The following is a 12,509-nucleotide window of genomic DNA, read 5'->3' on the forward strand; positions in this document are numbered from 1 at the left end:
ACGCCGCCCCGCTGCCACACCCTTGGCTCAGCCAGCTGCGGGCCGACCGCTAACCCCTACTCCTACCTGAGACGCAGAACATACTTTCTGAAGCAGACCTCTCCCTTGCCAGAAGCCCCGGCAGCACCGTACAGCAGGGGTGTGCGTTGCACTAGCGGCGCAAAGTGTGCCCGGCAGCCTTCCGGACGGTGGGCGAGCCGGGTTTCGCGTACCTGGGAGCAGCCCAGACCGTCGTCGGTGCGCTGTCCTCCCCAGCCACGGCCGTCATCGAGTAACCGTCAACCTCAGACTCGTCGACAAGCACATGGAAAGGACGGGGAATCCCCCAACCTCCTACCTCCACGTAGCGCTCCTTGGAGTCCTCAGAGTCGCCCTGCACCACTGCTGTCCTCACAGCATGCAGCTCACGCAGCCCTCGACCTCGGTGCCCGTCAGCGCCGCCTGGCGCAGACGGATGTAGTAGAGGGTCTTGATGCCCTTGCGCCAGGCGTAGATCTGCGCCCGGTTGACGTCCCGGGTGGTGGCGGTGTCCGGGAAGAAGAGGGTGAGGCTCAGCCCCTGGTCCACGTGCTGGGTGGCGGCCGCGTAGGTGTCGATGATCTTCTCGGGGCCGATCTCGTAGGCGTCCTGGTAGTACTCCAGGTTGTCGTTGGTCATGTAGGGCGCCGGGTAGTAGACGCGGCCGATCTTGCCCTCCTTGCGGATCTCGATCTTGGCGACGATCGGGTGGATGGAGGAGGTGGAGTTGTTGATGTAGGAGATCGACCCGGTGGGGGGCACCGCCTGGAGGTTGCGGTTGTACAGGCCCCCTCCCTGACCTTGCGGGCCAGCTCCGCCCAGTCCGCGCGAGTGGGCACGTGCACGCTGGAGGCCTCGAAGAGCTCACGCACACGGTCCGTCACCGGGACGAAGTCCTGGGTCACGTACTTCTCGAAGAAGGACCCGTCGGCGTAGGCGGAGTCCTCGAAGCCCACAAAGCTTTGACCACGCTCCACCGCCAGCTCGTTGGAGGCGGTCAGGGCCGCGAACAGGACGCTGGCAAAGTACACGTTGGTGAAGTCCAGTCCCTCCGGGGACCCGTAGTAGATGCGCTCCCGGGCCAGGTAGCCGTGGAGGTTCATCTGCCCCAGGCCGATGGCGTGGGACTCGCGGTTGCCCCGGTCGATGGAGGGCACGCTGGGCAGGCGGGTCTGGTCGCTGACCGCAGTCAGGCCGCGCACCGCCGTGCGGATGGTGCGCGCGAAGTCCGGGGAGTCCATCGTCCTGGCGATGTTGAGGGAGCCCAGGTTGCAGGAGATGTCCTTGCCCACGTGGGTGAAGGAGAGGTCCTCGCCCAGGACGCTGGGCTCGCTGACCTGGAGGATCTCCGAGCACAGGTTGGACATGACGACCTTGCCCTTGACCGGGTTGGCCCGGTTGACCGTGTCCTCGAACATGACATAGGGGTAGCCGGACTCGAACTGGATCTCCGCCAGGGTCTGGAAGAAGGTGCGGGCGTTGATCTTGGTCTTCCGGATCCGTCCGTCGTCCACCATCTCCCGGTACCTCTCGGTGACGTTGACGTCAGCGAAGGGCATCCCGTAGACACGCTCGACGTCGTAGGGGCTGAAGAGGTACATGTCCTCGTTGCCCCGCGCCAGCTCGAAGGTGATGTCGGGGATGACCACGCCCAGCGACAGCGTCTTGATGCGGATCTTCTCGTCGGCGTTCTCGCGCTTGGTGTCCAGGAAGCGCATGATGTCGGGGTGGTGGGCGTGCAGGTACACCGCCCCCGCGCCCTGGCGGGCGCCGAGCTGGTTGGCGTAGGAGAAGGAGTCCTCCAGCAGCTTCATGACGGGGATGACGCCGCTGGACTGGTTCTCGATCCGCTTGATGGGCGCACCCATCTCCCGCAGGTTGCTCAGCAGCAGCGCCACGCCGCCGCCGCGCTTGGACAGCTGGAGGGCGGAGTTGATGCCACGGGCGATGGACTCCATGTTGTCCTCGACACGCACCAGGAAGCAGGAGACCGGCTCGCCTCGCTGCGCCTTGCCCTCGTTGAGGAAGGTCGGGGTGGCCGGCTGGAAGCGCCCGGTCATCATCTCCTCAACGAGGTCCAGGGCCAGCGCCTCGTCACCGTCGGCCAGGGTCAGGGCCACCATGGTGACCCGGTCCTCGAAGCGCTCCAGGTAGCGCTTGCCGTCGAAGGTCTTGAGCGTGTAGGAGGTGTAGTACTTGAAGGCACCCAGGAAGGTCTCAAAACGGAACTTGTGGGCGTAGGCTGCCTTGAAGGCCGTCTTGACGAAGGCTGGGGAGTACTGCTCCAGGACGTGGCCCTCGTAGTAGCCCTCGCTCACCAGGTAGTCGAGCTTCTCCTCCAGGTCGTGGAAGAAGACCGTGTTCTGGTTGACGTGCTGGAGAAAGTACTGGCGGGCCGCCTGACGGTCGGCGTCGAACTGGATGAGCCCGTTGGCGTCATACAGGTTCAGCCTGGCGTTGAGGGCGTGGTAGTCCAGGTCCGGGGACGGTGCGGTCTCCGTGCCGGTGTCCGTCAGCGTGTCTGCCAAAAGTTGTCCAATCCTTGCGTGACGCGTTCCACGTCGGTCGGGGTGCCGAGCAGCTCGTAGCGGTACAGCAGGGGCACGCCCAGCTTGCTGGCAATGATGTCGCCGGCCAGGCCGTAGGCCTGGCCGAAGTTGGTGTTGCCCGAGGTGATGACCCCTCGGCACAGGGCCCGGTTGCGCGGGTCGTTGAGGAACCTGATGACCTGCTTAGGCACTGCGCCCTTGACAGAACCACCGCCATAGGTGGGCACCACCAGGACGTAGTCCTCCTCCACCCGAAGCGCCCCGTCCCCGGGGCGCAGGGGGATACGGACGCTGGGCAGGCCCAGCCTGCCGACAAACCTGTGGGTGTTCTCCGAGGTGGAGGAGAAGTAGACCAGGAGGGGCGCCCCGGGAGGCTGGCTGCTCATACAGCGGCAGCGTCCAGCGCAGCGGGTCAGACGGCGACGGCCTCAGCCGCAGCCGCCAGGGCCTTGATCCTGTCCGGCCGGAAGCCGGACCAGTGGTCGCTGCCAGCGGTGACCACCGGCGCCTGGGCGTACCCCAGGGCACGGACCTGCTCCAGGGCCTCAGCGTCCTGGGTGACGTCCACCGTCCGGTAGGCCAGGCCGGCCTTGTCCAGGGCGCGGTAGGTGGCCGAGCACTGGACGCAGTTGGGCTTGCTGTAGACGGTGATCGCCATGTCGTCCTCTTCCTCAGGTTCCCGCAGCCCCTGTGGGTCCGCCCGTGAGAGGGGCGACCCAGCGGTGACCACGCTGCTGTCACTCGCGGCTGGCATGAGCGCCGCCGCTGGGCAAGACACTACCCCTAGGGGTCGATCCACGCCACCACCCCTAGATGATGTGTCTGGCGTGTCCTTGTGCATAGCACCGCTCCGTTCTGTGGACAGCATCCCCGAGCTTGTGGAGGGCCGGTGGACGCCCCGCCAGCGCCCACCGGTCACAACCCAGGCCCCGCCGGAACCCCGCTCGAGTGTTCCGCGGAACCATGGTCCCGCACAGGTGTGACACGAACCTGGGCACCGTGACCACAGGCAGCCCCGGCACGGCAGGCGCCGTCGCCCCCAGGGTGGGGACACCACCCCTCAAGTCACCCCTCCCACTTGCGTCACACACACCTCCGGCGTGTCGCGGTGGCGCGGGCAGCACCCGGCCGTTGCGGTCGCCGCAGGGCTGAGCAACCGCACCACCCAGGCCAGGTATGCCACCGCTCGGTACCGGTGGGCCAACCGGGCCGGAGCCGGGTCCCAGCCCAGGACCGAGCAGGACAGCGTCAGAACCGGGAGGAGGAGCCTGCCCCGGAGAAGCCACCACCCCCGCCTCCAAAGCCACCACTGAAGCTGCTGGAGCCTGAGCCGTCCCCGCTGCTGGAGAACGGCGTGTACGAGGCCGCGGAGGAGTAGCCCACCACCAGTTCCGAGACCGGGACGAAGGAGCTGGCCGACCCGGCCGAGCCACCCTGCGCACCGCCTGACAGACCCAGCACCAAGCGGGCCGGGGAGCTCGGGTTGAGACGGATCGTAGAGTGCGGGCTGTAGGTGCCGTGGCCGCTGTCAAGCATCCAGCGGCCGGTGTAGGCCACGGGGCTGCTGCGGGCCTGGGACTGCTGGTAGCGCCGCCGCCGGTCCGCAGCGTACCGGGAACTGTCCGCGTCCAGGGCGGTCCCGACCAGTGCGTTGGCCCGCACGCGCAGCTCGTCGGCCATACGGTCCAGCTCGGTGAGAGCCTCCGAGGGAGTCAACCTCGAGTCAGCAAGCTCGCTGGTCATCGTGTCCAGCCGCTGCTTCTGTGCCCGCCCCCACTCACGCTCCACTGTCGTGGGGACCTTAAGCCCCTGGCGGTCGACCCGGTCGCACAGGCTCGTCAGGGACTGCAGATCCTCCAGCACCGGCCCCTGCTCGTTGAGCCAGGACGCCTCCCAGCCGTGTCCCATGGTGAGCAGTGCTGTGGCATTGACAACGACGTCGTCCAGCGTGTCCAGGTAGGCGGAGCGCTTCTGCAGGCTGGTTGCTCGTCGCAGCACCCTCCAGCTGAACCACTGGGCGCCCACCGGCTCACCGTGGTCACGGAAGAGCCGCGTCACCGCCTCGTACTCCTGACGGAACCAGCGGTACCGGGCAAGGACCTGCGCCCCGTACGGCTCTGAGCCTGGGATCGTCCCGGCCGCGAGCTCAGTGGTCTCGTAGTCGTGGGTCACCTGCGCGTAGAACCGGCGCGCGGCGGCAGTGCGGCGACGCGCAGCCCCGCCGCAGTACAGGTAGGAGCCGATGAGGCTGACACCTCCCAGCCCAAGCAGGACCGACAGCACAATGCCTGTCTCCCTGTTCCCACCCGGCCTGCCGATGAGGTCGGCGAGGTCCTCGCCCATGGCCACCATGCCGCCGGCCCAGTCGGCCTTGCGCAGCTGGGGCCTGGCAGCGTCCTGAGCCGCCTCCTGCTGTTCCAGCGTCGGCTTGAGGTCCTCCCCGAAGTAGCAGCCGACCCACCGCGACTGAGGGGCGACAGCCAGGATGATGAGGCCGTCGGCCCAGTAGTTCGAGTCCTCCTGGGAGATCCAGGGGACGTCCGTGTCCTGGGTGCGGGCGTAGCTGAGCACCTTGGCGTTGAGGTTGTCAATGTCGTCACCGGGCACGGAGACCACAGCCACGTGGACGTCCTGCCGGAAGGTCAGCCCCTGGAGGCTGTCCGCCAGGGAGTCCGCGTGAAAGAGGTCTGCCTCATCATGGATCTCCACCGTGGGGTGGTGAGTGCGTCCGAAGGGCCACAGCGCCACAAGTGGCGCAGAGACGACGAGCGTCAGACCGACGCTGATCACAGCCACGAAGATGGTGACAGCGCGCAGTCCTCCTAGGCGGACAACAAGGGACGGTTTCATGGCAGGAGCTCCCAACGTCTGGCTCACGGTCCTGAACGAGCGGGTCCAAGGGGGTGTGGCTAGTAGTGGCTAGGGGGACCAGGGGGCGTCGGGTGGGGCTGTAGGAGCAGCGTCGTGCCAGGTGGCGGCACCCAGGTGCGGGACACATGGCCACGCACACAGTCACCCTCTCGGGCTCCCTGGTCGCATGGAGGAGCACCCCCCGGCACCACCGATTCTGCACGCCTCCTGCCCTCACGCACAACCCACGCCGTGTGCCAGGGGGTGGCCGTCACGGGCGCTGCCGAGGCCGCTCAGAACGTCCCCCAACCTGCGTGCCCAGAGGTGGACCGCTGCGCCCTGCTCCTGCGCACAGCCCCTCAGCAGGCGTCCACCCTGGGCGCTGCACATCTTGGGCACCCTGCTGACGCGCCCCCAGCGTCACGATCCGGACCTTCCCCCGTCATCACGTCGCCCGCCTAGGACCAACGAGGCCCAAGATGTGCAGCACGGATGCCGGGGCGGCTCAGGGGCGCACGGCCACGGCCTCGATCTCCACCCTTGCCCCCAGCGGAAGGGCGGCCACGCCGAAAGCGGCGCGGGCGGGCAGGACCTCCCCCTCAAAGAACCGGGCGTAGACCTCGTTGACCACAGCGAAGTCGGCGATGTCGGCCAGCAGCACGGTGGTCTTGACGACGTCGCCGTAACCCAGGCCGGCCTCGGCCAGGATGGCGCCGAGGTTCCTCAGCACCTGCTCGGCCTGGGCCGCGACGTCCCCCTCGACGAGGGCGCCGACCGCAGGGTCCAGCGGGATCTGGCCGGAGACAAAGACCAGGCTGCCGCTGGTCTCCCCCGTGCTCACCCCCTGGGAGTAGGGACCGACGGCGGCGGGGGCGGCGGCAGTGGCGACGGCGGTGACGTGGGTGGCGGTCATGACTCCTCCTGGCTTCCTCAAACGGGTACGTCGGCTCCCTCAGCCTGTCTACCAGCCTATCCACGCCCCCGTCCGCGCAGCACCGTCCGGCCGGCCTCCCGCGCCTCCGGCTGACCCCGGCCCAGCCGGACGCTGCCGACCTGGTTGTGCCCGGTGAGCGAAAACACGCACCCACGTCAGTGGGCGGTGACACACTATGCGCCATGCACCCACGCGCAGGACAACCAGCCCACCCTGAGGACCTCATCAACGTCGACGAGGTCGTCTCTGCCTACTACGACCTCGTCCCCGACCCTGCCGTCCCCGCACAGAAGGTGGTCTTCGGCACCTCCGGGCACCGGGGCTCCTCCCTGGACACGGCCTTCAACGAGGCGCACATCGTGGCCACCACCGCCGCCATCGTGGAGTACCGCCGCTCCCAGGGCACCGACGGCACCCTCTACCTGGGGCGCGACACCCACGCCCTGTCCGAGCCTGCGTGGCGCACCGCCATTGAGGTGCTCTCCGGCGCCGGCGTCATGACCGCGATCGACGTCCGCGGCTCCTACACCCCCACTCCTGCCGTGTCCCACTCCATCCTCCTGGCCAACGGGGCCGGCACCGAGCAGGGCGTGCGCACCACCGGGCCGGGCCTGGCCGACGGCATCGTGGTCACCCCCTCCCACAACCCCCCGCGTGACGGCGGCTTCAAGTACAACCCACCCACGGGAGGTCCCGCAGGCTCCGACGCCACCGGCTGGATCGCCTCGCGGGCCAACGAGCTGCTGGCCTCCGGGTGGCGCGAGGTCCCCCGCGTACCTATCGCCGAGGCCCTGGACGGCCCCTACGTGGTCAGGCACGACTACCTGGAGACCTACGTCGCCGACCTGGCCAACGTCATCGACATGGACGCCATCCGTGAGGCGGGGGTGCGCATCGGCGCCGACCCGCTGGGCGGGGCGGCCGTGGACTACTGGGGGGCCATCGGCGAGCGCTACGGCCTGGACCTCACGGTGGTCAACCCGAGGGTGGACCCGGCCTGGTCCTTCATGACCCTGGACTGGGACGGCAAGATCCGTATGGACTGCTCCTCCCCCAGCGCCATGGCCTCCCTGCGCGACGCCATGACGCCCGACGCCCAGGGCACGACCCCCTACGACGTCGCCACCGGCAACGACGCCGACTCCGACCGCCACGGCATCGTCACCCCCGACGGCGGGCTGATGAACCCCAACCACTACCTGGCCGTGGCTATCGAGTACCTGCTCACCCACCGTCCTGGCTGGGGCAAGGACTGCGCGGTGGGCAAGACCCTGGTCTCCTCCTCCCTCATCGACCGGGTGGTGGAGGCTGTCGGGCGCCGCCTGGTGGAGGTGCCGGTGGGCTTCAAGCACTTCGTGCCCGGGCTGCTGGACGGCTCGGTGGGCTTCGGCGGCGAGGAGAGCGCCGGGGCGTCCTTCCTGCGCAAGGACGGCACCGTGTGGACCACGGACAAGGACGGCATCATCCTGGCGCTGCTGGCCAGCGAGATCATCGCGGTGACCGGTAAGTCACCCTCCGCCCTGCACCAGGAGCAGGTAGAGCGCTTCGGCGCCAGCGCCTACGCCCGCATCGACGCCGCCGCCACCAAGGAGGAGAAGGCCAAGCTGGCGGCCCTGTCCCCCTCCGACGTCACCGCCACCGAGCTGGCCGGGGAGGAGATCACCGCCCGCCTGGTGGATGCCCCCGGCAACGGGGAGCCGATCGGCGGGCTGAAGGTCACCACGGACAACGCCTGGTTCGCCGCGCGGCCCTCGGGCACGGAGGACGTCTACAAGATCTACGCCGAGTCCTTCAAAGGGGCTGAGCACCTGGCCCTGGTCCAGGAGGAGGCCAAGAAGGTGGTGTCCGCCGCCCTGGGCGGCTGAGGCGGCTGCGGCCGGGCTGAGGCGGTGGCCGCAGGCAGGCTGGCTGCTGGCAGGCAGCGGCTCGGCCGCAGCGTGAGGTGCGCCAAGACGTACCGATTCCGTCGAGATGTACCGAATCCTCATAGGTGACTGACATGCCAGTCCTCCTACGAGGATTCGGTCGTTCTCGGGGGGACCTCCTCCCAGCCTTCGCCACAGGTCCTAGGCCTGGTGGTACCCAGTTCCGGCTGGCACCGGACCTCCAGCCCGCTCGTGCCCCACCACCCGCACGCGACCTGCCCAGCAGGCTGTCAGGCTGCCTCCCGTCGGGCCACCAGCCACCCCGAGGAACCGCCTAGGCTTGCCCTGTGAGCCAGACACGACCGTCCTCACCCTCCGAGCCCCCTGAGCGCTCTGAGCCCTCGCGCGGCAGCCTGCCTGAGCCCTCAGACGGGTCTGCCAGCGCGCCGCCCCGCACTGCGCCCTCCCACCAGTCCCGCCCCGGCCCGGATGACGACGTCATGCTGGCCACCGGCAGGCCAAGGTCTGCACCGGCTACACCGTCCGCGCAGCGGCTGGCCCAGAGGCGGCCTGGGCATGCCGGACCATCCCGGAAGAGCCCGGGGCAGACCAGTACTGCCAAGAGACCTGCCCCGGCGAGTCCCGCCCGGAAGCGGCCCGCGCCGGGGAGTCGGCAGCCGGGCCGCAAGGCCTGGGTGCCCAACCAGCACGGGGCCTGGTCCATGCTGGTGCTGCCTCCCGCCGTCGGTTGGGTGGTAGGCGGCTTCAGCTGGGTGAACCTCCTGCTCATCCCGGCCTGGTGGGGGGCGTACCTGACCTACTGGGCGTGGTCCCAGTGGCTGCGCACCCGCTCAGCCCAGCGCCGCGCCCTGCTGCTCATACCGCTGCTGGTCTACACCGGCTGGACGGGGATGCTGGGCCTGGTCACAATACTGGTGGCCCCCTACCTGCTGCAGTGGGTGGTGCCGCTGCTGCCACTGTTCGCCGTCGCCGCCCACCAGGTGTGGCGCGGGCACGAGCGCTCTCTCCTTTCCGGGCTGTCCACCACGGCAGCAGCCTCCCTCATGGCCGCCATCACCTACTGCCTAGCCGTGGGGGGTGTGGGCGGGTTCCTGGGGCTGGGGGCGGGGGCCGACGACCTACCGGGGAGCTCACCCAACGGGGAGCTGACAGGCTGGTCGTGGATGTGGCTGGTGACTGGGCTGACAGCCGCCTACTTCTGCGGGACCGTGCCCTACATCAAGTCCATGATCCGCGAGCGCTTCAACACCGCGCTCCTGGCCGGGACGGTCGCGGCGCACACGGCGGTCGCAACGGTGACGCTGTGGCTGGCCAGCGGCGGCTACCTTCCCTGGGCGCACGCGGTGCTGTGGGTGGTGCTGGCCGTGCGCTCCCTGGTCGTGCCGCTACGGCAGTGGCGGCTGGTGCGCGGGCGCCGCCAGCCCCTGCGGCCCCGCCAACTGGGGCTGATCGAGGTCGTCATGTGCCTGGCCTTCCTGCTGAGCGTGGCCACGTACTGAGGGCGGCACGGGCGCTCTCCGGCACCTGCTGACACTTGCTGCGCGCACCACGCTGAGCCCAGTTGTCACACACGGAGCGGCGCGACACCCCTAGCACCCCAGCCGGGCGCGGGTGCCCCGGAGGTGGTCGTCGATCCACTGAGCCACGGGTTGGGGGATACACTCCGGGGCAGTGTGCCAGAGGGCGCAGAAGCGCTGCACCGTGTCGTCGACGACGTCGAGCACGTCCTCGTCTCCCACGCCGAGCCTGCGCTGGAGCCTGGCAAAGCTGTCCCGGGTCACCTGGGACAGGCGCTGGGCGTCCAGGAGCGGCAGCCCCAGCTCGGGGTCCTCCGGCTGGGGCGGGTACACCGCCGTGCACACGAGGTCGTAGGCGGGGGAGAGCCGGGCGCTCCTGCGGTCGGGGTAGATGAGTGACCAGTTCTTCAGGTGGGCGTCCCCGTTGCCCACCAGCAGGTTGAAGGTGGTACGCCGCACCATCTCCCGCAGCGACTCGTGGTCCCACCCACGATAGGCCAGGCCCGCCACAGTCTCGGTGGTGGAGCCGTACTTCCCCTCTCCCGCCCCAGACTTCCCCAGGACCTGGGCAAGGTCTTCCATGTGGACGCGGCCCTCAGGGCTGCGGTCGAAGCGCCGCACAGCGTAGGCCAGCTCCTCCTGGGAGGGCCAGAGCCCCTCGCCCAGGTGAGGAACCTGGTCGCGGTGCACCATCCGGGTCTCGGGAACCTCAATGCCCACGGCCCGGGCCATGCCCATGACAGCGAGCTCGTTGGCAGGCAGCTGGGGGTAGCGGGTGTCCGGCGTCTTGAGGATCCAGTCTCCCGTCTGGCCGTGCGCGGGCAGCGCCAGGCGCTCCTCCTCCCACCTCATGGAGAGCTTGAGGGCCAGGCCGGCCAGTGAGAACCGCAGGTCGGGCTGGGCCGGGTCCCCCCGACCGCCTGGGTCGTCCTGGTCGGGGACCACCTTGACAGCCCCGGGCAGGTCGCAGCCGGTCCGCACCAGCAGGTCGACCTCCTGGTGGGTACTCACACCCTGCTGGCGTGCGACCAGCTCGCGCAGCCGCCCCTCGGGAAGCAGGTTGGAGAACCATGCGGGGAGATGGTTCACCGCGCGCGGCTGCCTGCGGGGGTGGTCCTCAAACCACTGACCCAGCACGGGACGGTCCGCACGCCCCCAGTAGTCGCGGTCGAGCACGAGCTTGGTGAAGGAGTCCCGCCGCTGGATCGAGCCGACGTGCTCTCCGTGGAGCAGGACGGCGTAGACTTTCTCCCTCACAGGGCACCTCCCTCCACGCAAGTGGTGCTGAGCGGCCGCCTCACCGGGTCTCCCCGATCCTTCCAGAACCCAGCGCGCCCCGGAGGCTCGTGTCGGCCAGCGAGCGCCCGTTCGGTATCACGTAGAAGCGTCAGGGGCGGGCACTGCCTCGCCAGGACACTGGCACTCACCACCCGTTCGCCTCAAGACCTCCTCAGGCCCCCAGCACAGTCAGGGGCAGCACACCCACGCCGTCGGGCCGTACGTGGGCCACGCCGGTGGGCACCACCACCAGACACATCAGTGGCGGGCTAGTCATCTTGGCGGTGACCCGCAGCAGGTTCGCCGCACCCTCCTCAACACGGCCCTCACCCAGCTTGACCTCGACGGCCAGCCACTGGCCATCCGCCCCTTCCACCACGGCGTCGATCTCGTCACGTCCCTTGGTGTCACGGTAGTGGAACACCCCGCGCGCACCCGCAGCCTGGGCATAGACGCGCAGGTCGTGCACCACCTGGGACTCGAACAGGAAGCCAAGCGTCTGCGGATCCGTCATCAGCCTGTCGCTGCCCGCCCCCAGCAGGACGGCCGCCAGTGAAGGGTCCACCAGGTGCCGGACGGGGGCCTGCGAGGCCGCGCTCGCTGAGCGCAGGCTCGGCGACCAGGCAGGCTGGTCCTCAACCAGGAAGAGACGCTGGGCCAGGTCGTGCAGCGCCGTCGGCGCCGTTGGTCCCAGAGAGCCCACGTACTCCTCCCTCATGCGGCGCACGACCGCCGCCTGGCTGGCCGGCTGCGCCACCAGACCCGCCAGGGCACTCAGGTAGGCGTGGAACCTGCGTGGGTCACGGCGCGTGCCAGCCACTGTGGCGAACTCGTGCTCCACGATATCCTGGACATAGGAGTCAGCACGCAAGCGGGCGGACCGCTCTGACAGGTCGAACCAACCCGGCCACCCACCGGTGACGACGCGGCTGACCAGTTCGGGCAGGCCCAGGGCGCTGTCTGCCAGCGGGAGCTCCTCGCCGTCCAGGAGCGAGGACAGCGAGACCTCTCCCGTAGAGTGCCGCGTCTCCGCGAGGGTCATGGTACGCAGCAGGAGCGTGTGCATGCGCCCCGCCCCCGAGTGGCGCAACGGGTCGTCGTCAGGACTGGCCGAGCCAGTGAGCACGAACTGACCGGGTGCACGACGCTGGTCCACAGCATGGCGCACCTCGTTCCACAGCCCCGGGGCCAGCTGCCACTCGTCCAGCAGTCGAGGTGTGTCACCAGCCAGCGCGGTCTCCGGAGAGGCACGTGCCAGCCGGGCCCGGGGCGAGGCCGAGTCAAGCCGCAAGGTAGACGCTGCCACCTGCAGGGCGGACTCCGTCTTGCCTGTGGCCCGGGCACCACGCAGTACCACGGCGCCGCTGGAGGCCAGAGCATCGCGGATCAGCGGGCCACCACCCGAGGCAGGTACGACGACATGCCCTCAGCATACAGATACGCCCCTGCTCCACAGTGGAGTTCTCCATCAGCCACT

9 protein-coding genes and 1 pseudogene are annotated in these 12,509 nt (G+C 69.2%); 2 read left to right on the forward strand and 8 right to left on the reverse strand.

The genetic code is table 11. The features are described from left to right. Nucleotides 1-151: 151 nt before the first annotated feature. The 6 genes and pseudogenes from CWS50_RS12495 to CWS50_RS12520 all read right to left on the reverse strand — a co-directional run bounded on the left by CWS50_RS12495 (nt 152) and on the right by CWS50_RS12520 (nt 6,330). The gene (locus CWS50_RS12495; RefSeq protein ID WP_127843050.1) at nt 152-394 is read right to left on the reverse strand and encodes a hypothetical protein; all 243 of its coding nucleotides are present in this window, start codon (nt 392-394) and stop codon (nt 152-154) included. Continuing rightward, nucleotides 391-2,546, reverse strand: a pseudogene (gene nrdE, locus CWS50_RS12500) (class 1b ribonucleoside-diphosphate reductase subunit alpha). Before nrdE ends, CWS50_RS12495 begins: the two are co-directional and overlap by 4 nt. Further along, on the reverse strand, nt 2,531-2,953 hold the full coding sequence (nrdI, locus tag CWS50_RS12505; protein WP_127843051.1) for a class Ib ribonucleoside-diphosphate reductase assembly flavoprotein NrdI: 423 nt from the start codon (nt 2,951-2,953) through the stop codon (nt 2,531-2,533). The pseudogene nrdE and the gene nrdI overlap by 16 nt, the downstream one beginning before the upstream one ends. A 26-nt stretch (nt 2,954-2,979) precedes the next feature. After that, entirely contained in the window at nt 2,980-3,225 is a 246-nt protein-coding gene (gene nrdH, locus CWS50_RS12510) for a glutaredoxin-like protein NrdH (RefSeq protein WP_127843475.1), read from the reverse strand. A gap of 590 nt (nt 3,226-3,815) precedes the next feature. Then, nucleotides 3,816-5,417 (reverse strand): DUF5129 domain-containing protein, encoded by a 1,602-nt coding sequence (locus CWS50_RS12515; protein WP_127843052.1) that lies wholly within the window; start codon nt 5,415-5,417, stop codon nt 3,816-3,818. Between the two features lie 505 nt (nt 5,418-5,922). Next, nucleotides 5,923-6,330 carry a Rid family detoxifying hydrolase gene (locus tag CWS50_RS12520; RefSeq protein WP_127843053.1) on the reverse strand — a complete coding sequence of 136 codons (408 nt, stop codon included), beginning with the start codon at nt 6,328-6,330 and terminating at the stop codon, nt 5,923-5,925. Between the two features lie 203 nt (nt 6,331-6,533). Here CWS50_RS12520 and pgm point away from each other — a divergent pair, with 203 nt between their 5' ends. Then, on the forward strand, nt 6,534-8,216 hold the full coding sequence (gene pgm / locus CWS50_RS12525; RefSeq protein WP_127843054.1) for a phosphoglucomutase (alpha-D-glucose-1,6-bisphosphate-dependent): 1,683 nt from the start codon (nt 6,534-6,536) through the stop codon (nt 8,214-8,216). 347 nt (nt 8,217-8,563) lie between these two features. Then, the gene (locus CWS50_RS12530; RefSeq protein ID WP_243118355.1) at nt 8,564-9,736 is read left to right on the forward strand and encodes a YwiC-like family protein; all 1,173 of its coding nucleotides are present in this window, start codon (nt 8,564-8,566) and stop codon (nt 9,734-9,736) included. 90 nt (nt 9,737-9,826) lie between these two features. Here CWS50_RS12530 and CWS50_RS12535 read toward each other — a convergent pair whose 3' ends face one another. Both CWS50_RS12535 and CWS50_RS12540 read right to left on the reverse strand, forming a co-directional pair. Then, nucleotides 9,827-11,011 (reverse strand): type II toxin-antitoxin system HipA family toxin, encoded by a 1,185-nt coding sequence (locus CWS50_RS12535; protein ID WP_127843055.1) that lies wholly within the window; start codon nt 11,009-11,011, stop codon nt 9,827-9,829. 193 nt (nt 11,012-11,204) lie between these two features. After that, on the reverse strand, nt 11,205-12,389 hold the full coding sequence (locus CWS50_RS12540) for an ATP-binding protein (RefSeq protein WP_206610418.1): 1,185 nt from the start codon (nt 12,387-12,389) through the stop codon (nt 11,205-11,207). Nucleotides 12,390-12,509 lie beyond the last annotated feature (120 nt).

Source organism: Actinomyces wuliandei (assembly GCF_004010955.1).
Lineage (GTDB): Bacteria > Actinomycetota > Actinomycetes > Actinomycetales > Actinomycetaceae > Actinomyces > Actinomyces wuliandei.